The 23,966-nt window shown below is 59.5% G+C and carries 18 protein-coding genes and 2 tRNA genes; 16 read left to right on the top strand and 4 right to left on the bottom strand.

Going from position 1 to position 23,966, the window contains the following annotated elements:
• Positions 1 to 454 precede the first annotated feature (454 nt).
• The 7 genes from ACFFFR_RS02165 (at position 455) to ACFFFR_RS02135 (ending at position 5,803) form a co-directional block, all read left to right on the top strand.
• Positions 455 to 525, top strand: a tRNA-Gly gene (locus ACFFFR_RS02165).
• Between the two features lie 99 nt (positions 526 to 624).
• Positions 625 to 698 (top strand) — tRNA-Pro (locus tag ACFFFR_RS02160).
• 139 nt (positions 699 to 837) lie between these two features.
• Positions 838 to 2,226: a trigger factor gene (tig, locus tag ACFFFR_RS02155; RefSeq protein ID WP_377457841.1), complete on the top strand. Its 1,389-nt coding sequence runs from the start codon at positions 838 to 840 to the stop codon at positions 2,224 to 2,226.
• Positions 2,227 to 2,490: 264 nt separating this feature from the next.
• Positions 2,491 to 3,084 carry an ATP-dependent Clp protease proteolytic subunit gene (locus ACFFFR_RS02150; protein ID WP_377457874.1) on the top strand — a complete coding sequence of 198 codons (594 nt, stop codon included), beginning with the start codon at positions 2,491 to 2,493 and terminating at the stop codon, positions 3,082 to 3,084.
• 18 nt (positions 3,085 to 3,102) lie between these two features.
• Entirely contained in the window at positions 3,103 to 3,735 is a 633-nt protein-coding gene (locus tag ACFFFR_RS02145; RefSeq protein WP_377457839.1) for an ATP-dependent Clp protease proteolytic subunit, read from the top strand.
• A gap of 124 nt (positions 3,736 to 3,859) precedes the next feature.
• Entirely contained in the window at positions 3,860 to 5,155 is a 1,296-nt protein-coding gene (gene clpX / locus ACFFFR_RS02140; protein WP_377457837.1) for an ATP-dependent Clp protease ATP-binding subunit ClpX, read from the top strand.
• Positions 5,156 to 5,194: 39 nt separating this feature from the next.
• On the top strand, positions 5,195 to 5,803 hold the full coding sequence (locus ACFFFR_RS02135) for a mycothiol-dependent nitroreductase Rv2466c family protein (protein ID WP_377457835.1): 609 nt from the start codon (positions 5,195 to 5,197) through the stop codon (positions 5,801 to 5,803).
• 85 nt (positions 5,804 to 5,888) lie between these two features.
• Here the strand turns inward: ACFFFR_RS02135 and valS are convergent, their stop codons facing one another.
• The 3 genes from valS to ACFFFR_RS02120 form a co-directional block, all read right to left on the bottom strand.
• Complete coding sequence (gene valS, locus ACFFFR_RS02130; protein WP_377457833.1) at positions 5,889 to 8,516, bottom strand: valine--tRNA ligase; 2,628 nt, start codon at positions 8,514 to 8,516, stop codon at positions 5,889 to 5,891.
• A gap of 213 nt (positions 8,517 to 8,729) precedes the next feature.
• Entirely contained in the window at positions 8,730 to 9,482 is a 753-nt protein-coding gene (locus ACFFFR_RS02125; RefSeq protein WP_377457831.1) for a hypothetical protein, read from the bottom strand.
• Positions 9,479 to 10,501: a hypothetical protein gene (locus ACFFFR_RS02120; protein WP_377457829.1), complete on the bottom strand. Its 1,023-nt coding sequence runs from the start codon at positions 10,499 to 10,501 to the stop codon at positions 9,479 to 9,481. Before ACFFFR_RS02120 ends, ACFFFR_RS02125 begins: the two co-directional genes overlap by 4 nt.
• 518 nt (positions 10,502 to 11,019) lie before the next feature.
• Between ACFFFR_RS02120 and ileS the strand changes: the two genes are divergently transcribed.
• From ileS to ndk, 4 genes are read left to right on the top strand one after another with little or no spacing between them, the layout of a single operon-like run.
• Positions 11,020 to 14,328, top strand: a complete 3,309-nt coding sequence (ileS, locus tag ACFFFR_RS02115) for an isoleucine--tRNA ligase (protein ID WP_377457827.1) — start codon at positions 11,020 to 11,022, stop codon at positions 14,326 to 14,328.
• 3 nt (positions 14,329 to 14,331) lie between these two features.
• Positions 14,332 to 15,714, top strand: coding sequence for a bifunctional folylpolyglutamate synthase/dihydrofolate synthase (locus ACFFFR_RS02110; RefSeq protein WP_377457825.1), 1,383 nt, complete (start codon positions 14,332 to 14,334; stop codon positions 15,712 to 15,714).
• Positions 15,715 to 16,170, top strand: a complete 456-nt coding sequence (locus tag ACFFFR_RS02105; RefSeq protein ID WP_377457824.1) for a DUF4233 domain-containing protein — start codon at positions 15,715 to 15,717, stop codon at positions 16,168 to 16,170. It begins immediately after the preceding gene.
• A 3-nt stretch (positions 16,171 to 16,173) separates the two neighbouring features.
• Entirely contained in the window at positions 16,174 to 16,590 is a 417-nt protein-coding gene (gene ndk / locus ACFFFR_RS02100) for a nucleoside-diphosphate kinase (protein WP_377457822.1), read from the top strand.
• A 17-nt stretch (positions 16,591 to 16,607) separates the two neighbouring features.
• Here the strand turns inward: ndk and ACFFFR_RS02095 are convergent, their stop codons facing one another.
• On the bottom strand, positions 16,608 to 17,243 hold the full coding sequence (locus ACFFFR_RS02095) for a vitamin K epoxide reductase family protein (protein WP_377457820.1): 636 nt from the start codon (positions 17,241 to 17,243) through the stop codon (positions 16,608 to 16,610).
• Between the two features lie 399 nt (positions 17,244 to 17,642).
• Between ACFFFR_RS02095 and ACFFFR_RS02090 the strand changes: the two genes are divergently transcribed.
• The 5 genes from ACFFFR_RS02090 to proB all read left to right on the top strand — a co-directional run bounded on the left by ACFFFR_RS02090 (position 17,643) and on the right by proB (position 23,959).
• Positions 17,643 to 20,345: an Rne/Rng family ribonuclease gene (locus ACFFFR_RS02090; protein WP_377457818.1), complete on the top strand. Its 2,703-nt coding sequence runs from the start codon at positions 17,643 to 17,645 to the stop codon at positions 20,343 to 20,345.
• Between the two features lie 191 nt (positions 20,346 to 20,536).
• Complete coding sequence (gene rplU, locus ACFFFR_RS02085; protein WP_377457872.1) at positions 20,537 to 20,845, top strand: 50S ribosomal protein L21; 309 nt, start codon at positions 20,537 to 20,539, stop codon at positions 20,843 to 20,845.
• A 58-nt stretch (positions 20,846 to 20,903) separates the two neighbouring features.
• Positions 20,904 to 21,158, top strand: a complete 255-nt coding sequence (gene rpmA / locus ACFFFR_RS02080) for a 50S ribosomal protein L27 (protein WP_377457816.1) — start codon at positions 20,904 to 20,906, stop codon at positions 21,156 to 21,158.
• 104 nt (positions 21,159 to 21,262) lie between these two features.
• The gene (gene obgE / locus ACFFFR_RS02075; protein WP_377457814.1) at positions 21,263 to 22,804 is read left to right on the top strand and encodes a GTPase ObgE; all 1,542 of its coding nucleotides are present in this window, start codon (positions 21,263 to 21,265) and stop codon (positions 22,802 to 22,804) included.
• Between the two features lie 3 nt (positions 22,805 to 22,807).
• Complete coding sequence (gene proB / locus ACFFFR_RS02070; protein WP_377457812.1) at positions 22,808 to 23,959, top strand: glutamate 5-kinase; 1,152 nt, start codon at positions 22,808 to 22,810, stop codon at positions 23,957 to 23,959.
• Positions 23,960 to 23,966: the final 7 nt, after the last annotated feature.

Raw genomic sequence — 23,966 nt, 5'->3', positions numbered from 1 at the left:
CGCGGCACCGCTCTGGGCTTCCGCAACCTGCTGCACTACATCACCAGAGCACTCCTGGACACCGGCGGATTCAGAACCAAAATACACTCATTTTTACGATGAGCCGGTAAAGGCCCAACCAGTGCAGCAGAAACCTGCGCCTAAGGTTGTGCATCGTCCAGTACCTGAGAGAGTTCACACGGACGGTGGTCAGCGCGAGAAAGACAGCACGGCTCTGGCTGGAGTCTTGGGATCTGCAGCGCTGCTCACGCTCGGGGCGGCAGCCGTAGCAGCTCGGAGGCAACGAGAGACCTAAGGATAATCGCGATACCGTCTGAGCAATGATAGGAGAATCGGGGATCTGCCGTCTGCGTGAATCCCCGATCTTCTGCCCGGGTGAAGAAAAAGTTCGCAAATCGGCGTGTTGTTGATTTTGTCCGAACCCGGCGCGCAGGTAGTATTATCTTCTGTTACCGGGGATGTAGCTTAATGGTAAAGCCTCAGTCTTCCAAACTGATAACGCGGGTTCGATTCCCGTCATCCCCTCGAAAACAGTGCATCTGATGGCACTGTTTTTTCATGAGAAATAGCAGCTGCGGTGATTTGGTAAATCATAGGCCATGGCATAAGCTGATTCTCGGTCTACGGGATGTAGCTCAGTTTGGTAGAGCGCGCGCTTTGGGAGCGTGAGGTCGCAGGTTCAACTCCTGTCATCCCGACTTTATAGTTACCCGCACCACGCACGTGGTAGGTAACTTCGGTGCGGAGCAGCCAGCCGAACGTGCGGCTTCTGCCGCGGGTTAGTCAAAGTGCTCAGGGAATAAAGAAACACTTCACTAACCTTTACAGGAGTCCTTCGTGGTCAAAAGCACCGTGGAAAAACTCAGCCCCACGCGCGTCAAAATCGACGTTGAAGTTCCTTTCGACGAACTCAAACCACACATCCAGGCAACCTACAAGCAGCTGGCCAACCAGATCCAGGTACCCGGCTTCCGCAAAGGTAAAGTCCCTGCAGCCATCATCGATCAGCGCGTCGGCCGCGAATACGTCATCGAAAACGCCGTCAACGAAGGCCTGAACGACTTCTACCGCCAGGCACTGACTGAAGCTGAAGTCTCCCCACTGTCCCAGCCAGAGGTTGAGGTCTCCCAGATCCCAACCAAGGACGGCGAAGAAGACGTGAAGTTTTCCTTCGAAATGGACGTCCGCCCAGAAATCGAACTGCCAGACTACAAGGGTCTGGAAGTTGAAGTTGAGGCCAAAGAAGCTGACGAAGAAGCTGTCCAGGCTTCCCTCGACGAGCTGCGCAACCGCTACGGCACCCTGAAGACCGTCGACCGCCCAGCCGCCGAAGATGACTTCGTCACCATCGACCTGACTGCCACCGTTGACGGTGAAGAGGTCGACTCTGCCGCAGACCTGTCCTACCAGGTCGGCGCCGGCACCATGCTCGATGGCCTCGACGAGGCCCTGACCGGTCTGTCCGCTGACGAAGACGCCATCTTCGAAACTAAGCTGGCCGGTGGCGAGCACTCCGGCAAGGACGCATCCGTCAAGGTTGTTTTGAAGGCCGTCAAGGAACGCGAACTGCCTGAAGCCGACGATGAGTTCGCGCAGCTGGCCTCCGAATTCGACACCATCGAAGAGCTTAAGGCTGACCTGACCAAGAAGGTTGAAGAAGACCTTGTCGTGGCACAGGGCGCCGAAGCTCAGGAAAAGGTTCTGGAAAAACTGCAGGAAATCGTTGAGGTTCCTGTCCCAGAAGCCGTCATTGCCGAGCAGGTCGAACAGCACTTCGCCCAAGGCAACGAGCATGGCCACGGTGAAGAGCACGACACCGAAGAGCACCGCAAGGAAGTTGAAGAAGGCACCCGCAACGCCTTCAAGGCCGAAATCATCCTCGATGAAATCGCCAACGCCGAAGAGCTCTCCGTTGACCAGGGCGAACTGATTGAATACGTCATCGCCACCGCGGGTCAGTACGGCATGGATCCAAACCAGTTCGCTCAGATGCTCGACGGTGCAGGCCAGATCCCAGTCATCATGGGTGAGGTCCGCCGCCGCAAAGCACTGGCCAAGGTTCTGGAATTCGCGACCGTCACCGATACCAAGGGCAACACTGTTGACCTGTCCTCATTCGTGACCCCGGCCGAAGAAGCCGAGTCTGCCGACTCCGCTGACTCTGCCGATTCAGCAGATTCCCCAGACTCCCCAGATTCTGCCGAAAGCGCCGAATCCGCTAAGTAATCTCCCGCTCACCACACCGGTGAGTTCCCGCTGGCCCGGTACCCCTTTGAAGGTGCCGGGCCAGCGGCATTAATGCAGAACTTCAGCACATCCGCGCAACCTGCGCCATCAGCGAAAACGCCGCGCAGCGCCACCGGAAGAGGATGGTGAGCGACTAATGTGCAAGAAGAAAGAAAAAAGTGGGCGCAAATGCGTGACCACCTAAGCAGAAAAAGAGAGGCAGGGCGCCACGTGGCACCACAACCACAACTGCCAACCCCGCAGATGGCTTCTGTGGACCCAGCAGCACGGGAAGACTACATCTATCAGCGGCTGCTCAAAGAACGCATCATCTGGCTCGGCTCCGAGGTGCGGGACGAGAACGCTAACGCGATCTGCTCCCAGCTGTTGCTGCTCTCGGCAGAAGACCCAGAAAAAGATATCTACCTGTACATCAACTCCCCGGGCGGTTCCATCACCGCAGGCATGGCGATCTACGACACCATGCAGTACATCCCGAATGACGTGGTGACGGTAGCAACCGGCCTAGCCGCCTCCATGGGCCAGTTCCTGCTCTCCTCCGGAACCCCAGGCAAGCGCTACGCCACCCCGCACGCCCGCATCCTGATGCACCAGCCATCCGGCGGTATCGGTGGTACCGAGTCCGACATTCGGATTCAGGCCCAGCTGATTCTGCACATGAAGCAGGTCATGGCCGAGCTCACGGCCGAACAGACCGGCCAGTCCGTTGAGACCATCTTGAAGGACAACGAGCGCGACAAGTGGTTTACCGCGCAAGAGGGTCTGGAATACGGCTTCTTCGACCACATCGCCGACGGCGCACGCCAGGTCTCTGGTGGCGGCGGAGTAAACAACTAAAAGGTAGGGATAGACACCGTGAACGAAAACATCACACGCTTCAGCCCCGAAGCACGTTACATCCTGCCGCAGTTCGAGGAGCGTACCCCGTACGGCTTCAAACGTCAGGATCCATACGCCAAGCTATTCGAAGACCGCATCGTCTTCCTCGGCACCCAAGTGGATGACGCCGCAGCAGATGACATCATGGCTCAGCTGCTGGTGTTGGAGTCGATGGACTCCGAACGCGACATCACGCTCTACATCAACTCCCCGGGCGGGTCCTTCACCGCTATGACGGCGATCTACGACACGATGCAGTTCATCCGTCCCGAGGTGCAAACCGTGTGCTTGGGTCAGGCCGCCTCCGCGGCCGCCGTCCTACTTGCCGCAGGCGCACCGGGCAAACGGCTTGCCCTGCCGAACGCGCGCGTGCTGATCCACCAGCCATCCATGGGCGGGGACCGCGGTACCGCGACCGACCTGGAGATCCAGGCCAATGAGCTGGGCCGGGTTCGTCGCTGGATGGAAGAGACCCTGGCGAACCACACCAACAAGACACCTGAAGAAATTAGCGTGGACATTGACCGGGACAAGTTCCTCTCGGCAGCTGAAGCGCACAGCTACGGTCTGGTGGATGAGGTCCTAGCCTCCCGCAAGATCCAGCGCTAAGAAAACTGGCCTTATTAAGACAACTCACCGTCGCCGTATGTCATCCAATACGGCGACGGTGAGTTGTCTGGCCTAAAATTGATAGTACTTTACGGTCAACCCTGAAAGGGGAGTGCACGCAATCATGGCACGTCTCGGTGAAAGCGCCGATCTGCTGAAATGCTCCTTCTGTGGCAAGAGCCAAAAGCAGGTCCGCAAACTCATCGCCGGTCCTGGCGTCTACATTTGCGATGAGTGCATTGAGCTCTGCAACGAAATCGTTGATGAAGAGCTGACCGACCCGGCAGCGACCGAAGAGTTTGAGCTGCCCACCCCACGGGAAATATACGAGTTCCTCGACCAATACGTGGTCGGCCAAAAAGACGCCAAACTCTCGCTAGCGGTTGCCGTCTATAACCACTACAAGCGCATCCAACCCGGCACCAACCAGACCGCCGCCCACCAGCTGGCCGGCGAAGAAGATCCGTTGGACGACGTGGAGATCGGCAAGTCCAACATCCTGCTAGTCGGACCAACCGGCTCCGGCAAAACCTACTTGGCCCAAACCCTAGCCAAGAAACTCAACGTGCCTTTCGCCGTCGCTGACGCCACCAGCTTGACCGAAGCCGGTTACGTCGGTGAAGACGTCGAGACGATCCTGCTCAAACTGCTGCAGGCCGCCGACTTTGACGTGAAGAAGGCCGAACAGGGCATCATCTACATTGACGAAATCGACAAGATCTCGCGTAAGTCAGAGAACCCGTCAATCACCCGGGATGTCTCCGGCGAAGGAGTCCAGCAAGCCCTGCTGAAGATCCTTGAAGGAACCGTTGCATCCGTCCCACCGCAGGGAGGGCGCAAACATCCACACCAAGAGTTCATCCAGATCGACACCTCCAACGTGTTGTTCATTGTGGCCGGCGCGTTTGCCGGTATCGACGAGATCGTCGAGTCTCGGGCAGGCCGCAAGGGAATCGGTTTCGGAGCCCCGCTGACCTCCTTGACCAAGGAAGAAAAGGGCGAGATCGAAGTCCGTCCCGAAGACCTGCTGAAGTTCGGGCTCATCCCAGAGTTCATCGGGCGCCTACCGGTCATCACCACGGTCCAAGATCTTGATGAGGAAGCTCTGATCGAGATCCTGACCAAACCGAAGAATGCCTTGCTGAAGCAGTACCAGAAGATGTTCCAGATGGACGGGGTCACCCTCGAGTTTGAACCCGAAGCATTGCAGGCGGTTGTTGAGATGGCCCTGGAACGGGGTACCGGAGCTCGCGGTCTGCGCTCCATCATGGAGAACACCTTGAAACCGGTCATGTTCGACCTGCCCAGCCGCGACGATGTTGCAACGGTCGTCATCACCGAGGACACCGTCCGCAGCGGTGCAGAAGCAACCATGATTTCCCACGAACTGGCGGCCAAACGCCGCAGTAAGAGCGCCTAAACGCGCACGCACACCACACTAACCTGCAACAGGAGAGCCTTGACTGAAAAACAAGCCGTAAATTTTTGGTACGACGTCACCTGCCCATTCGCGTGGATCACCTCCCGTTGGATCAAAGAGGTTGAGCAGGTCCGTCCCATTACGGTCAACTGGAAACCCATGTCCCTGACCATCCTCAACGAAGGCCGAGACATCCCAGAAGACTACGCCAAAGCCATGAAGCGGGCCTGGATCTTCGCCCGGGCAGTCGCCGGCGCCGTTTACGGCGGCGGAGAAGAACACTCCGGACAGATCTACACCGAGTTGGGCACCCGGATCCACAACGACGAACGTCGCGACACAGAACAGATCATCGCCGAAGCGTACGAAGCCGTCGGCCTGCCACTGGAACTGAACGAGCGCGCCCAGAACGGCGAGTTCGACGAGCAGCTCAAAACCAGCCATGACGCTGGCATCGGTCTGGTCGGTGACGACGTAGGAACCCCGATCGTCGCCTTCAACGACACTGCTTTCTTTGGCCCGGTCATCACCCGTATTCCACGCGGTGAAGAAGCCGGGGAAATGTTCGACGGTGCGGTGGCACTGGCCAAGTACCCGTACTTCTACGAGCTGAAGCGCTCCCGCACCACCAACCCAGAGTTTGACTAAAACCTCTCACACTTAGAAACCAATGGCCGGTGATCGCCCCGATAAGGATGATCACCGGCCATTGTCATGACTGGTTACCGAGCTCTTAGCCCTCCGGCGCCGGCTCGATTACGAGCTCTACATCGGAGACGGACAGCTCGGTATCTTCAGCGTATTCGAGGTTTTCCACGTTGCCGGCGGCCTTCAGGTCATCGGCGGCAGCCTTGACCTGAGCCTGCTGCCACTGCGGGGCATTCACGGTTGCGGTGGAGACCGGGGTACGCTGCTTGACCTTGGCCTCAGACTTGGCCTTGCGGATCCCTGCGAGAACATCGGCTACGGTGTCCATGACCTTTTCGTCAGCTTCCGCCAAACCATCAGCCAAGAACTCCAGTTCTGGCCAGGACTGACGGTGTACGGAGCCGACGCGCCACCAGGACCAGACCTCTTCGGTGGCGTAAGGCAGGAACGGGGCGAACATCTTCAGCAGCGCGTCCATGGCGGTGGCCAACGCAATCCGGACGGAGGCTTGCTGCTCCTCACCGAAGGCACCGTAAGCACGCTCCTTGATGAGCTCCACGTAGTCATCGGTGAAGAACCAGAAGAAGTCCTCAATGTTGTCCAGCGCGCGAGCGTACTCGTACTTCTCGAACGCTTCAGTCGCCAGCGCGTTGACCTGACCCAACTTCTTGATCAAGGCCTGATCCAGTGGGTTGATCAAATCTTTCAGGTCATCGCTGCTGGTAATGATGTCTGCCTCGGTGGCGCCCAAGTTCAAGGCGAACTTAGAGGCGTTGAGGATCTTGATGGCCAACCGGCGGCCAATCTTCATCTGTGCGACTTCATAGGCGGTGTCCGCGCCTAGGCGGGCGGAAGCTGCCCAGTAGCGAACCGCGTCTGCGCCGAACTGCTCCAAGATGTCAGAAGGAACGACCACGTTGCCCTTGGACTTGGACATCTTCTTCCGGTCTGGGTCTAGGATCCAACCGGAGATCGCGGTGTGTTTCCACGGCACCGTGTCATGTAGGTCGTTCGAGCGCACCACGGTGGAGAACAACCAGGTACGGATGATGTCGTGCCCCTGTGGGCGCAAGTCAAACGGGAAGACCTTCTCAAAGAAGGCGTCATCAACGCTCCACTGACCCACAATCTGCGGGGTCAAAGAAGACGTGGCCCAGGTATCCAGCACATCGGTGTCACCGACGAAACCGTTCGGCTGGTTGCGCTGCTCCTCGGTGTAGCCCTCCGGCACATCAGCCATTGGGTCGACCGGTAGCTGAGCATCGGTTGGTTGGATGACCTGATCGTAGTCAGGCTCGCCGTTGGCGTCCAACTTGTACCAGACCGGGATTGGCACACCGAAGAACCGTTGGCGGGACACCAGCCAGTCACCGTTGAGACCATCAACCCAGTTCTCGTACCGGGAGCGCATGAATTCCGGATGCCAGGCGAGCTCACGACCGCGCTCAATCAGCTCGGCACGCTTGGTCTTGTCTCGGCCACCGTTAGAGATGTACCACTGGCGGGAAGAGACGATCTCCAGTGGCTTGTCACCCTTTTCGAAGAAGTTCACCGGGTGGGTGATCTTTTTTGGTTCGCCATCGAGCAGGTTCTGCTCGGTGAGCATCTTGACCACTGCTTCCTTGGCGGAGAACACGGTCTTGCCGGCCAGTTCCGCGTAAGCGGCCTGGCCTGCTTCGGTGGTAATCCATTCTGGGGCTTCGGCTTGGAAACGGCCGTCGCGACCAATCAACGTCCGGGTCGGTAGTTGCAGCTCACGCCACCACGTGATGTCCGTGGAGTCACCGAACGTACAGATCATCGCGATACCGGAGCCCTTGTCAGGCTTGGCCAATGGGTGGGCTTTGACCGGGACCTCGACCTCAAAGATGGGGGAGGTCACGGTCTTGTCGAACAGGTGCTGGTAGCGCTCATCGTCAGGGTTGGCTACCAAAGCAACACAGGAGGCCAGCAGCTCTGGACGGGTGGTCTCAATGAAGATCTTCTCACCGTCGGCAGCAGTGAAGGCGTACCGGTGGTAGGCGCCAGGGACCTCACGGTCCTCCAACTCTGCCTGCGCCACGGCGGTGCGGAAGGTGACATCCCACATGGTGGGGGCTTCGGCCATGTATGCGTTGCCGGAGTCGAGTTCTTTCAGGAATGCTCGCTGGGAGACCGCACGGCTGTGGTCATCGATCGTACGGTAGGTCATGTCCCAGTCGACGGAAAGCCCCAGCGTCGTGAAGAGGTCTTCGAAGACCTTCTCGTCTTCTACGGCGAGCTCTTCACACAGTTCAATAAAGTTCTTGCGGGAGATGACATCCCAGTCGCGCTGGTTCTTCGCCGGGGTAGCCGGAGGCTGGTAGTCAGCGATGTACGGCTTGGACGAGTCGGTGCGGACACCGTAGTAGTTCTGCACGCGGCGCTCGGTCGGCAACCCGTTGTCGTCCCAACCCATGGGATAGAACACGTTAAAACCACGCATCCGCTTGTAGCGGGCGAGTACGTCCGTCTGGGTGTAGGAGAAGCAGTGACCAACATGCAACGATCCGGATGCGGTGGGAGGGGGAGTGTCAATAGAGTAGACCTGCTCCCGGGTGGTGTCCGGGTTGAACCGGTAGGTGCCTTCTTCGGCCCAACGGTTGTTGAGTTTTTCTTCCAGACCTTCAAGGCCCGGCTTGTCAGGAACATTCAGATTTTTGGGCGTGTCTGTGCCCAGATGTTGATCAGCCATGGTGCCTATCATCTCACGAGCGTCGAACACTCTCATCTCGGCACGCTTTCACCCAGAATGGAAAGGCGAATCCAAGCGGACGAAGTGCTCTCAAAGTTCCATCAAGGAGTTAAGGCCATCGCCACGCAAGGCAGAGAAGTCATTCGCCAATTTTTTGGAAGATCAGCAAGAAATCATTCCTGCTGATCTTCCTAGTTCGGCATTAGAGGGGAATCAAACGCAGCTGACTTCGACCACAACGGACTTGTTGATGCCTGCAGCGCGTCCTGCCTCGACCATCAATACGACAAGAACTGCGGCTACTGCGGGGGAGAATTCCGAAACGGTAAATAAGGCACAACAAGTTCCCTTAGACTCGCGCACGCACCATCGGTCGTCTAGCTTCACACGGTCACGAGTCTCGCACGCTTCGAGCATCAGGATGGGTTCCAGATACTTGTCACTGAACCAGCTAGCTGCGGCCGACGACCAACGTTCAATGCGAGTCGAGGTGAAAAGCCGTGCCTCCACCTTCTTACTTGCATTAATATCGCCTAGTGCAGAGAACTGATCGGTCAGTTGTTGTACCGTTTCCTCGTCAACTGCATGCGAACTTCCTGGCACTTGAACACGCACGCTGTGGAACGAGCACGTTCCCAACTGTTCGGTGGCTGTCACAGCCGCCTGAACAAGCAAGGGAACTGACAAGAGTGCTGCCTCTTTGTTGTAGACACCTGTTTGGAACCAAGCTAGTTCACCGTTCAGAAACCCGCTCTGGATTCCATTGTTAAAACACCAAAATGCTTCATGGGCTTCGAGCTGTTTGGTTTTGAACCAGTGTGGCGATAGCGCTTGACCAGTCCCAGCGAATCGGGCGAACACCGACTCTGGTTCTAACTCTTCAGACCTGATCGCAGTCTGAATATGGTCTTGCAGAGACAGAAATCCACTCAGACTGATGATGATTGGATCTAGTGCCTCTTTCATAGGGTGCAGCGCAGTGTTCGGGATGCCGTGTATAGCTTGTTGGGTGTGTCCAGATACCCGACCAGATCGACATCGACCCAACTACGCCACTGCTTCGATGCTCTGGAACGACATGTCATCCTTGCATTTGCGCGTTTCGAAGTTCCAGGCTTGATCGTCCGGACACCAGCCTTGCCACGGTTGTGCCATCTTGAACGCTTGGTGGGTTTGTATTGAAGTTGGACAGTTACCTTTGCGGTGGTCGCCTTGGCAGTGCCCCTCACCCACCATCCATGAGCGGATGCTTGTCCGCGTGTCACGTGAACATAGTCTCCTTTTGTCTGGAACACACCGATTTTTGCTGTAGTGACCAAAGGATAGGCGGTGGATGCGGTGGCATGAGTAGTTTGGACCAAGTCACCGTCCACGACAGAATACGAGGACGGGATATCTTGACCTTTGGAGTCTCGTGAAACCGGATGCTCGACGACACCGACCAACGAGTCGTCTTTATACAATGCTACCGCGCCAGTTCGCTGAATCACAGGCGTGATGTCCGGAGAAAGTGCATATGTGAATGAGCGGCTGGACTTTGGGGATGTCGTAACCGCGCTTGCCGTAATGGATCCACCATCCAAGATCTGGAAAGCGAAGGCGTCTGCTGAGTGTTTCACAGGAAAAACCGCAGTTCCATCTGGAGTCACGGTTCCGTCCCCAATCTTTGATGTGTCGGCAAGGGAAATTCCGGCTGAAAATTGTTCGTCGACGTCAATCTTGGCGACACCCTTTGGATTCTTGGTTACAGAGGTCGTGATCCCATCGTCTTGCAGAACTGCTTTTTCCGATGACCGAGAGACATCTTTTGCCTGAAAATCTTCTGTGGCGAGTGTTGAAGCAATGGTTTTCTCAACTGTAGTTGCCTCTGTTTTGTCGGGGACTGAGTTAATGGGAGCGGAGTGGGCAGTTGTGGGTGCTATGAGAAACATCGCAAGCAGTGCTGTGGTGAATCTTGCACGACGAGGGAATTGCTGCCGAAACATTGGAGGTATTCCTTTCAGGGCGATTTGGATTGGAGAGCGTCCATCCACGTGCCCCCGTCTACTCCAAGTACTTTGAAATTTCCTTCGGTACCTGCCGCAGACTAAATGCAGATTACTGCCTCCATTCCAGTAGTTTGCCTGAAGATGACCTACATCACAATAGTTCGATCTGATTTTCTGTATTTCTTCGATTTGTAGGGCAAAATTCCAATCAATGCGTTCGTCCAACCAACTATTTTCAGGTCGACGACTTCGACTCTTCAGTGCAAATGGCCGCTCGTCTTTAGGGTAGACTTGTGCGCAGAAATATACGCGTTGACCCGGCCATCACCGGCGAGCGTTCCGGAAGAACAGGTGAGGACTCCTCACCCAAGTAGAACCGGACGGGAGCAGCCCGTCACAGCAGCACACAAGAGGCCACGACCGGCACCGGTGACAGTGGCAAGCAGGGTGGTACCGCGTCCTTTGCACAGGCGTCCTTGCATTACGGAGAATTAGTACACGTACGAAGGACCACCATGAGCCAGCGCGGCGTCTACCCCAAGGCGACTACCAACCCGGACGGGACCGTCCCAGCCTCCCCACGCTTCCCCGAGATCGAGAAACTGATCCTGAAGTACTGGGACGAAGACCAGACTTTCCAGGCCTCCATTGACAACCGCCCGGCACACAATGACGACGGCACCCAGAACGAATTCGTCTTCTACGACGGCCCACCTTTCGCCAACGGTCTGCCGCACTACGGGCACCTGCTGACCGGCTACGTCAAAGACATTGTGGCTCGCTACCAGACCCAGATCGGCCACAAGACCGAACGCCGCTTCGGCTGGGACACCCACGGCCTGCCAGCCGAGCTGGAAGCCATGAAACAGCTGGGCATGACGGATAAGCAGCAGATCGAAGCCATGGGCATCGACAAGTTCAACGACGCCTGCCGCACCTCCGTCATGGAATACGCCGACGAATGGCAGGACTACGTCACCCGTCAGGCCCGCTGGGTGGACTTCGAGAACGACTACAAGACCCTGAACGTGGAGTTCATGGAATCGGTCATCTGGGCGTTCAAGAACCTCCACGACAAAGACCTGACCTACAAGGGCTTCCGGGTCCTGCCGTACTGCTGGCGAGATGAAACCCCGCTGTCCAATCATGAGCTGCGGATGGACGATGACGTCTACAAAGACCGTCAGGACACCACCGTGACCGTCGGTTTCCCGATTCTGGAGACCGACCACAAGCTTGCCGCCGAACTGGCTGGCACTCAGGTGTTGGCGTGGACGACCACCCCGTGGACCTTGCCCACCAACCAAGCTCTCGCCGTTCACCCGGAAGAAGAATACGTGGTGGTGCCGCTGGGTCCAGCCGGTTCCAAGACCGGTCTGCGCGGCCCGGTGCTGCTGGCGAAGGCGCTGCTGGGCGCCCACGCCAAAGATCTGGGCTACACGGACGAGAAGGAAACCAAGACCACCGCAGCGGTGGCTGCCGACCGTGCCACCGTGGCGACCTTTACCGGTGCCGAACTGGCCGGGCTTCGCTACCAGCCGCTGTGGGACTACTTCACCGATGTCGAACAATGGGGCACAGAAAACGCGTGGCAGATCGTGGCTGATGATTACGTCACCACCGCCGACGGCACCGGCGTGGTACACCAAGCCCCGGCCTACGGTGAGGACGACCAACGGGTCTGTGAAGCCCACGGCATCCGCGTGCTGCTCTCCGTCGATGACGGCGCCAACTTCCTGCCGCACATCTTCAACCACGGTCCGCTCGCCGCAATCGGCGGTAAGCAAGTCTTTGACGCAAACATCGACATCGTGCGCGTACTCCGGGAGACCGACCGGTTGGTCAACGAATCCTCCTACGTGCACTCCTACCCGCACTGCTGGCGCTGCCGCACCCCGCTGATCTACCGGGCGATCACCTCCTGGTATGTGAAGGTCACGGACTTCAAGGACCGGATGCTCGAGCTGAACGAGCAGATCAACTGGATCCCGGCCAACGTCAAACACGGCCAGTTCGGCAAATGGCTGGAAAACGCCCGCGACTGGTCCATCTCCCGCAACCGCTACTGGGGTTCGCCGATCCCGGTCTGGGAATCCGATAATCCCGAGTACCCGCGCCGAGAAGTCTACGGTTCGCTCGCCGAACTGGAAGAGGCCTTCGGCCGGCTGCCAGTCAACGCAGAGGGTGAAGTAGACCTGCACCGGCCATGGATCGACGAACTGGTCCGGCCAAACCCGGACGACCCAACCGGCAAGTCCATGATGCGCCGTGTGGAAGACGTGCTGGACGTCTGGTTCGACTCCGGCTCCATGCCGTACGCCCAGGTGCACTACCCATTCGAGAACAAAGAATGGTTCGACACCCACAACCCGGCCGATTTCATCGTCGAATACATCGGTCAAACCCGCGGCTGGTTCTACACCATGCACGTGCTGGCCACCGCACTGTTCGACCGGCCGGCGTTCACCAACGTGATCTCCCACGGCATCGTGCTCGGCTCCGACGGTCAAAAGATGTCCAAGTCGCTGCGGAACTACCCGGACGTGAACGAAGTCTTCGACCGGGACGGCTCCGACGCCATGCGCTGGTTCCTGATGGCCTCATCCATCCTGCGTGGCGGCAACCTGATCGTCACCGAAGAAGGCATCCGCGAAGGAGTACGCCAAGTCCTGCTGCCGCTGTGGAACGTGTGGCACTTCTTCACCCTGTACACCAACGCGGCCAAGAAGTTCCCGGGCGGCTACGACGCCCAGCTGCGCTACAGCTCCACCGACCCGCTGGATCAATACTTGCTGGCCGCCACCGGCCAACTGATCCGGGACGTCAAGCAAGCCATGGATGACTACAGCATCTCCGATGCCACCGACCTGTCACGCAAGTACATGGACATGGTCACCAACTGGTACGTGCGCCGCTCCCGCCAGCGCTTCTTTGCCGAAGACACCCAAGCCTTCGACACCCTGTACACCTGCCTAGAAGCCTTCTGCCGGGTCGCCGCACCGCTCTTGCCACTGGCCACCGAAGAGATCTGGCGTGGCCTGACCGGCGGCCGGTCCGTTCACTTGGCCGACTACCCGGATGCGGACCTGTTCCCACGGGACGAACACGCACTAGAACTGATGGAGACCACCCGGACCATCTGCTCGAACGGTTCGGCGTTGCGCAAGGCCGCCAAACTGCGGGTGCGCTTGCCGCTAGCCAAGATGACCGTGGTCGTTCCGGACGCCGCCGAGCTGGACGGGCACTACTCAGCGATCATCGCTGAAGAATTGAACCTGAAGTCTGTCGACTTGCAGGATGCTGCCACCACCGCGGCTGCCGACTACGGGATCACCCAGCAACTGGTGGTCAACGCCCGCGCTGCCGGCCCGCGTCTGGGCAAGGATGTCCAGTTGGCCATCCGCGGCGCCAAGTCCGGCGATTGGTCCGTGGCTGAGGACGGCACCGTGACCGCCGGCGGCCTGGAACTGCAGGAGGGCGAATACGAGCTCTCCACCAAGGTTGATGAATCCGCCGGTGAGGCATCCGTGACGGTCTTGCCCGGTGGCGGCTTCCTCGTCCTCGATACCGAGGTCACCCCGGAACTGGCCGCCGAAGGCCTAGCCCGCGACACGATCCGCGCCATCGCCAACGCCCGCCGTGAGGCCGGCCTGAACGTCGATGATCGGGTGTCCACGACCATCACCGGTAATACCGAGCTTATCGCCGCGGTTGAAGCTAACCGTGACTTGGTTACGGCTGAGACGCTGACGGTCGAATTGGACACCGTTGTGGAGCCTTCGGCGGCAACACCGCAGGTCACCGTGACCAAGGTAGGGGAGTAGTCGATGAACTCTGACGCCGAATTCTCGGTGGCCTCCGTCTACGCGGAGCTGCTCTCTCGTGCCCCGGAGAACAAGATGGAGCCACGCATGGATCCGCTGTACCGGGCCATGGAACTGTTGGGCGAACCCAACAAGGCGTACCCGGTCATTCACATCACCGGCACCAACGGTAAGACCTCGACGGCACGGATGATCGAGTCGCTGCTGCAGGCTTACGGGCTGCGCACCGGCCGCTACACCTCTCCGCACTTGGTGTCGGTCACCGAGCGGATCGTCCTAGACGGAGAGCCGGTCAGTGATGAGACCTTCGTGCGGATCTGGGACGAAATCCGTCCGCTGCTGGTCATGGTGGATGAGGAGCTGACCGCCGCCGGTGAAAACAAGCTCACCTACTTTGAATGCGTGACGATTCTGGCGTTGGCGATCTTCGCCGACGAACCCGTCGACGTTGCCGTCATCGAAGTAGGCTTGGGCGGCATCACCGATGCCACCAACGTGGTGGACTCCCAAGTTCAGGTGGTCACCCCGATCGCGCTGGACCACACCGACTTGCTGGGCGATACCACCTACGACATCGCGCTGGAAAAGGCCGGGATCATCAAGCCCAATGGCTATCTGGTTTCTGCCGCGCAACCGGTCGACGCGGCCCAAGTGCTGCTCGATGCCGCCCGCGAGAACGATGCGAGGTTCGCGTTTGAACCGGTCGACTTCTCGGTCACCGAGCGCACCCTAGCGGTCGGTGGCCAAGCGATCACAGTCCGCGGGTTGGCAGCCCACTACGAGCAGGTCCTGTTGCCGCTCTTCGGTGAGCACCAAGCCCAGAACGCCGCCGTGGCGATCGCCGCAGTCGAAGCGTTCTTTGGGGGCGAGAAACCTCTGGAGCATGAACTGGTGGAAGAAGCCTTCGAGAAGGTCAAGAGCCCAGGCCGGCTAGAGATCATTCGCACGGCACCCACCATCATCATGGACGCCGGGCATAACCCGGCCGGGTTGGCCGCCAGCGCCAAGGCCATCAAAGAGTCCTTCGGTTTCGAACGACTGGTTCTGGTGGTCGGCATCCTGGCGGAAAAGGACGCCGCCGAAATGCTGGCGGTCCTGCACACCGAATACGACGAGCTGACCGAAGATATCTGCCTGACCCAATCAACCTCCCCGCGGGCCATCCCCGCCGGAGAGCTGGGGGAGATGGCCTTGGACGCCGGTTTCGCGGAAGAAGATCTGTACCTGACCGAGCGCCTCGATGACGCCCTGGAGTGGGCCGTCTCCCGGGCCGAAGACCCGGAGTCGGTAGGCGGGGGATTGGGTTCGGGAATCCTGGTGACCGGATCCATCACGGTGATTGGTGAAGCACGCATGCTGTTAGAACAACGAGAGGGAACTGCCTAAATGGCACGACTGACCAAAGCCCAACAAGAATGGCGCCCCGGCCAGATCAAACCACGGCGTTCGGTGAAGGTTCTGTTCGCCACCACTGTGCTGTCCCTAGAAGGGTTGGTGCTGATCTTCTTCGCGCTGGCCCTGTTCGGATTGCACCGCAACGACGAACGTGGGGTCCCCCTGCTGGTCACGGGTCTGGTGCTGGCCCTGATCGCCTTCATCACGGTTGGTTTGTTGCGCAAACCTCTGGGGTACTGGATCGGCTGGGCGTTACAGATCGTGCTGATCGCCGGCGGGTTCTTGGACTACACCATGTTCTTCATCGGCATCGGCTTTGGCCTGTGCTGGTGGTACGCCGTCACCAAGGGCCGTCAACTTGATATTGAGAACGCCGAGCGTGACAGACTAGAAGCAGAATACGCGGCCGCCCATGATGAAGCGGCCGAGAACAACGTGGAGGAATAAAGAGTGGAGAAAACGCTCGTTCTGATCAAACCAGACGGTGTCCGGCGCAACCTGTGCGGGGAGATCATCCGCCGGATCGAAGCCAAGGGCTATTCGATCACCAAGATGGAGATGACCACCGCCAATCGCACCATCTTGGCGGCTCACTACGAAGAGCACGAGGGTAAACCGTTCTACGAGCCACTGCTGGAATTCATGTCTTCCGGCCCACTGGTCGCCCTGCAGGTGGAAGGCGAACGCGTGATCGAGGGCTTCCGCTCCCTCGCCGGAACCACCGATCCGACCTCAGCCGCACCGGGCACCATCCGCGGTGACTTTGGTCGCGACTGGGGCACCGCCGTGGTGGAAAACCTTGTCCACGGTTCCGACTCCACCCTGTCGGCAGAACGCGAACTGGAGATCTGGTTCAGCGACAACTAAGCGTCAGAGAACGACTCTTAGCCAAAAAACAGATTGCGGAAGTGTAACAAGATTGCACCGGTGATCGCCACATACAGCACAACAACCAGGACCCACGACCACTCGGCCACCACGCGCCGGGTCTGGGGACTGGTTGTTTTGCGTTCAGACCACAGTTTCGCGCTCAAGTACACCCACATGGGGATGGCCATGGCCCACACGACCATGCAGTACAGGCACAACGCACCGATCACCCAGACGGCTTGCGTGAAGAGCCACAGACAGAACACCAGAGCGAAGGTGGCGCCCAGCCACATGCCAATCCGGAACCAGCGGGCGAACTTGGCGCCGGCGGCCATGGCCATGCCGATCGCGGCCATCATGGCGTAGCCAATCACACCAATGAATTGGTTGGGGAAACCGAACAGGGAGGCCTGCCAGGACTTCATCACGGTTCCGCAGGACACCCACGGGTTCACATCACAACTGGTGACGTGGTTCGGGTTTTCCAGCACCGCCATCTTCTCCGCCATCAGCGTCACCGACGCGATGAGCGCGATCACCGAGGTGATGGCCCAGAACCAACCGAACACCGTGTCTCTGGTGTACCACGGGCTCGACTCAACCTCGGTTTCTTGAACAGAATCGGTGGCGGTTTCGGTGTTGGTGCTCATGCGGACCTTACGAAGATGACGGGATAAAGGCTCACTAGTCATCATAAACCGGCACCGGTGAGCGCCCGTCATTTTCGGCAATACGTAGAAAATCACTCCCATGTGAGAGAATGGGGTGTGGCACAGGGACGACCACCCTCGTTCTGGCGCCACTGCTGACCGCGATACCAGTGCTATGGGCGGCCGAGCGCAGATAATTTTTGACTACTTTTCTTCCTGCATCTGCATCAGGCCCCAGCTGGACGCGCAGAGTAATGAGTTTTTGAAACTCCCAGCTTCACCGGCTGGCACCCGCATAAGAGCGGGGTAACGCCGCCGGAACACGTTGGGACCGGGCGTTGCCTCAACGTTCATGCGGGTGGGCCGTGAACGTACGGGCAACAGGAGTTATAACCACACATGGACCAAGACCAGCAGACGGAAACGAACTCGAGTCAAGAGTCACCGACCGCCGCAAGTGCCGTCAACCTCGTTTTTCAGGCACCAGACTTTTCCACGCTGCCACCAGCACCGCCGAAACAGTCCTGCTCCGACGATGAGACTGAAGACCAGGGCGGAAAATCCGCATCCTCCCGCCGCCGCAAGCGCCGCAACAACCAAGACGGCCGCTCCCGGGACAAGAACGAGTCCGGCCCGTCCGAGCAGGATGACCAGGACAGCGCCGACGAATCCCAGGACAAGCCGTTGCGCCGTCGCAACCGTGACGAGGACGACGAGCCGGAACAGGAAGTGCCGGAAGAAGAGGTCGTCTCCCGGCGCCGGCGCCGTCGCCGCCGTGGAGACATGGATATCGAGCTCGACGGTGGGGCAGAGACTGACCCGCCGAATACCATCACTCGGGTTCGGGCCCCACGCGCCAAGACCGACACCACCGGGCCAACTCAGGTGGCATCCGTGCGCGGCTCCACCCGATTGGAAGCCAAGCGCCAACGCCGCCGCGAGACCCGCGAGTCATCACGGCGCAACCGCGGCATCTCCGAAGCGGAGTTCCTAGCCCGCCGCGAATCCGTTGACCGCCAGATGATGGTGCGCCAACGGGAGGGACGCATCCAGATCGCCGTCCTTGAAGACGGCGTGTTGGCCGAACACTTTGTTTCCCACACCACCCAAGACTCCTTGATCGGCAACGTGTACTTGGGCAAAGTCCAAAACGTGCTGCCCTCCATGGAAGCCGCGTTCGTGGACATCGGCCGTAACCGCAACGCCGTGCTCTACGCCGGTGAAGTCAACTGGGATGCCGCCGGCCTCGACGGTCAGCCGCGCAAAATCGAAAACGCTCTAAAATCCGGCGACTCGGTCCTGGTGCAGGTCACCAAAGACCCGGTCGGACACAAGGGCGCCCGCCTGACCTCACAGGTCTCCCTGCCGGGCCGCTACCTGGTGTACGTGCCCTCCGGTTCCATGACCGGGATCTCCCGCAAGCTTCCGGACACCGAACGCAGCCGCCTGAAGAAGATCCTCAAAGACAACATGCCGGAAAACGCCGGTGTCATTGTCCGGACCGCCGCTGAAGGCGCCTCCGAAGAGGAACTGGTCAACGACATCAACCGCCTGCACGCCATGTGGAGCGACATCCAAGCAAAGGCTGACGCGCCCAAGACCCTGGCCCCGGAGCTGCTGTACTCCGAACCGGACCTGACCATCAAGGTCGTCCGGGACGTGTTCAACGAAGACTTCTCCAAGATGGTCATCCAGGGCGATGAGGCCTGGGACAACATCGAAGCCTACGTCACCTACGTGGCCCCGGACCTGCTGGATCGCTTGCACAAGTGGGATGAAGACGACGATATCTTCGCCGGGAACCGCATTGATGAACAACTCATCAAGGCCCTAGACCGCAAGGTGTACCTGCCTTCCGGTGGTTCCTTGGTGATCGACCGGACTGAAGCCATGACCGTGGTGGATGTGAACACCGGTAAGTTCACCGGCTCCGGTGGCAACCTCGAAGAGACCGTCACCAAGAACAACTTGGAGGCTGCCGAAGAGATTGCCCGCCAGCTTCGCCTGCGCGATATCGGTGGCATCATCGTTATCGACTTCATCGACATGGTCCTAGAAGCCAACCGCGACTTGGTGTTGCGCCGGCTGATCGAATGCCTCGGTCGGGACCGCACCAAGCACCAGGTGGCTGAAGTCACCTCGCTCGGCTTGGTCCAGATGACCCGTAAGCGCATGGGTACCGGATTGATCGAGGTCTTCTCCGAGACCTGCCAGAGCTGTGCAGGCCGCGGTATCCTCACGCATTCCGAACCGCTGGAGAACCGTAAATCCTACAACTCCCAAGGGGAGTCTCACGGTTCCGAACGCTCTTCCCGCTCGTCTCGTTCCGAGCGCCGACGCCGCAACCGCGAACGTCAGCAGGAACAAAAGAACAATCAGCGCGAGGACCAGCAGCAGGATCAGAACGCTTCGGCTGCTAAGTCCGAACCGGCCCAGCCGGAGCAAGATCCGGCAGAGCAGGCGCGTGCCGAACAGGCCCGCGCCGCGCTGGCAAGCATCGCCGCCGCCACCGTCCAGAGCGAAGAAGACACCAAGTCAGAACCGAAAGCTGGGCAGGATGATGCCGAGCAAGTAGCAACCCTGACGATCGCAGGGGAAGCCGTTCCGGTTCCACGCGGTCAAGCCCGCCGAGAAGATCCGCGCGGCAAGGCTGACTTGCAGCGTCTGTCTGAAGCCATCGACAAGCTGGGTATCGGTAGCGCCGAGATGAATGCCGGTGCCGCCCAGCGTGACCAAGATGACACCGATACCGGTGCCGAGCACCAGGGCCGTAAACCACGCCGCCGCGGACGTGGTCGAGGCCGGGGCGAGGCGCACGAGCAGCAGGATCGCCAACCGCAGCGTCACGACGATCGTCAGGACAAGAAGCCTGCAGCCGAGTCCGAGACCAAAAAGCAGGCCCCAGCGGTTCCCGCAGTGGATCGGACCAAGGTTCAGGTGGCCGAGTACGATCAGCCGAAGGCGGTCGGACGCCGTTCCGCACAGGTGAAACCAGCTGCGGACAAGCAGGAGCAGAAGCAGGCCGAACACAAGGCGACCAGCGAAAAGACGCCGACAATCCTCGGTGTTGGAGTACCTGCCTCCGTCATGAAAAACGAATAAGAAGATGTGGCATAGATCCCGTTGGCGTGTCAGTTTTGGTCTGACGGGGTCTGATGTCATAAACTAGATGACTGGTGCTGAGCCCTAAGTAGATCCTTGATGTCTTAATTCTTGTGAGTGGATCTGCCCAAAGTGAGGCGCACAAGCACAAAAGTTTCCAAGAGTTAACGTCGAGAGAAGTGAGTTCCCAAGTGGTGTACGCGATTGTCCGCGCTGGTGGCCGCCAGGAGAAGGTCTCAGTAGGAGACCTCGTTACCCTTGACCGCGTGACCGCTGAGGCCGGTAGCAACATTGAGTTGCAGCCACTGATGCTGGTTGACGGCGACAAGGTCGTAACCGCAGCCGATGAGCTGTTAAAGGTTAAGGTTTCCGCTGAGGTTGTTGAAAACCTGCGCGGTCCAAAAATTGTTATTCAGAAGTACAAGAACAAGACCGGCTACAAGAAACGCCAGGGTCACCGCCAAGAGCTGACCAAGGTCAAAGTTACTTCCATCGCCTAACACTAGGCGCCCACCCGTAAAAACGTAGCAACGTTTTCAACCAGAGAAGGTTTGAATCATGGCAACAAAAAAAGGTGCGAGTTCAACTCGTAACGGTCGCGACTCAAACGCCAAGCGCCTCGGTGTGAAGCGCTTCGGTGGTCAGGAAGTCAACGCCGGTGAAATTCTCGTCCGTCAGCGTGGCACCAAGATCCACCCTGGCTCCAACGTCGGTCGCGGCAAGGATGACACCCTGTTCGCACTGGCCGCAGGCGCCGTGGAATTCGGTTCCCGCCGCGGTCGCAAAACCGTCTCTATTGTTCCGGCTGAGTAAGTCTCGCCTGAGTCAGTAGAATCAATTGAGGGTGAGCAACTACGCTCACCCTCAATTTCGTTTAAGTGCGCACAAAACGCACACCCCAGTTTTGAAAGGAACCCATGTCCAACTTTGTTGACCGCGTCACCCTGCATACCGCAGGAGGCAACGGCGGGCATGGTTGTGTCTCCGTCAAACGGGAAAAGTTCAAACCCCTCGGCGGCCCGGACGGCGGCAACGGGGGAGACGGTGGCTCCGTCATCCTAGAAGTCGACCCGCAGATCAACACCCTGCTCGACTACCACTACTCCCCACACCGCAAGGGCACCAACGGTGAACCCGGCAAAGGGGACCTGCGCCACGGCAAGAACGCAGAAGACGTGATCCTGCCCGTACCCGCCGGCACCGTCGTCAAAGACCGGGACGGCAACATCCTGGCCGACCTCACCCACGCCGGCCAACGCTTCGTCGCCGCCGAAGGTGGCCAAGGCGGGCTCGGTAACGCCGCGCTGGCCTCCCGCAAACGCAAAGCACCCGGCTTCGCGCTGCTGGGCATCCCCGGCCGCGAACAAGACGTGGTGCTCGAACTGAAATCCATGGCGGACATCGCCTTGGTCGGATTCCCCTCCGCCGGAAAATCATCCCTGATCGCCGCGATCTCCGCAGCCCGACCCAAGATCGCCGACTACCCGTTCACCACTCTGGTCCCAAACTTGGGCGTGGTGGAAGCCGGCGACACCCGCTTCACCGTGGCCGATGTCCCGGGGCTGATCCCTGGTGCCTCCGAAGGCAAGGGGCTCGGACACGAGTTCTTGCGGCACGTGGAACGCTGCGCCGCGATCGTGCACGTCTTGGATTGTGCCTCGCTGGAACCGGAACGCGATCCCATCAGCGACCTCGAAGTGATCGAAGCTGAACTGGCCGCCTACGCCGTGGACCCGATTTACGCTGCCGACAAGGAAGCGGCCACCGCGCTGACCGAACGCCCACGCTTGGTCCTGCTGAACAAGATTGACCTCCCCGACGGAGCCGCCATGGCAGAGATGGTCCGGCCCACCTTGGAAGAACGCGGCTACCGGGTCTTTGAGGCGTCCGCCTTGGCACGTGAAGGCCTGCGCGAATTGACGTTCGCCATGGCCGAGCTGGTCGCCGAAGCCCGCGCCAACGCCCCGGCCGAGGAACCCGCACCGGTGATCGAACTCATTCCACGTGCCAAACGCGGACCAGAGTTCACCATCACCCGGGAAGAGAAGAACCTGGCACCACTGTGGCGGGTGCGCGGCGCCAAACCCGAGCGGTGGATCCTGCAGACCGACTTCGACAACGACGAAGCCGTCGGCTATCTGGCCGACCGGCTCAACGCGTTGGGCGTGGAAGAAGAACTCTTCAACGTCGGTGCCCGTGCCGGGGACGCCGTGGTGATCGGACCGGAAGAAGACGGTGTGGTGTTCGACTGGGAACCAACCATGACCACCGGGGCCGTGATGCTGGCCGCACCACGCGGTTCCGACATCCGTTTCGAACAGAACCATCGCCCGACCCGCGAAGAGAAACGCCAAGACTACGAAGAACGCAAAGCAGCCCGGGCCGCAGTGCGGGCCGAAATGGAGGCAGAACGCCTCGCCGACAAGGCGCTGCGTGAGCGTGAAGGAGAGTCCGAATAAAACATGGCCGGTAAGACAGCTGTTCGTGCATCCAGAAACCCCGTCAAGACACGCGCCGACCTGCCCAAAGCGCGCCGGATCGTCGTCAAGATCGGGTCCTCTTCGCTGACCACGGTGGACGGCGGCATCAACCTTGATGCCGTGCACAACCTCGTCTCCACCTTGGCCGCTGTCCGTCAGCGCGGCACCGAGGTTATTTTGGTTTCCTCCGGTGCCATCTCCGCCGGACTCGCACCGCTGAACCTGGAACGCCGGCCCAAGGACCTCGCCACCCAACAGGCGGCAGCCGCCGTCGGGCAGGGATTGCTGCTGGCGCATTACACCCGAGAATTCGCGGTCTACAACTACCCGGTCGGGCAGGTCCTGCTGACCGTGGACGATCTGATGCGCCGCTCCACCTACACCAACGCGATGCGTGCCCTGAACCGCCTGCTGAAACTCGGCGTGCTGCCCATCGTGAACGAAAATGATGCAGTCGCCACCCACGAGATCCGCTTTGGCGACAACGACCGGCTGGCCGCGCTGGTCGCCAACGTGGTCAAAGCTGACGCGCTGGTCATGCTCTCGGATGTGGACGCCCTCTACGACGGGCCACCGGCCGATGGTGCCCAACGCATCCCGCTCGTTGAATCAGAAGATGACTTGGCCGGGGTCAAGCTAGGCTCCGCTGGCAAGGCCGGGGTCGGTACCGGTGGCATGGTCACCAAGGTTGAGGCCGCGAAAATCGCGTCCGGATCTGGCATCCCGGCCGCCCTCACCAACGCCGATAACGCCCGGGCCATCCTTTCCGGCGAAGACGTCGGTACCTGGTTCGCGGTGCAGGGCCGACGCCGCCGCGCCCGCTCCACCTGGCTGGCCCACCTGGCCTCCTCCCACGGCAAACTGGTCCTGGATGATGGGGCCGTCACCGCCGTGGTCGATAACCACCGCAGCCTGCTGCCGGCCGGACTGGTCCGGGTCGAAGGCCGCTTCGAGTCCGGCGACCCGGTCGAACTGGTCGACCTGCAGGGCAAGGTCATTGCCCGGGGCCTGGTGAACTACTCCGCCAAAGAACTTCCAGCCATGCTGGGCAAATCAACGTTGAAACTACGGGCCGAACTCGGCCCAGAATACGAACGAGTCGTCGTGCACACCGACGATCTCGTCTTGGTCTAAGGAGCCT

Origin of the sequence: Micrococcoides hystricis (genome assembly GCF_042434215.1) — a bacterium.
Lineage (GTDB): Bacteria > Actinomycetota > Actinomycetes > Actinomycetales > Micrococcaceae > Micrococcoides > Micrococcoides hystricis.
This window is presented reverse-complemented; position numbering and strand designations above follow the sequence as displayed.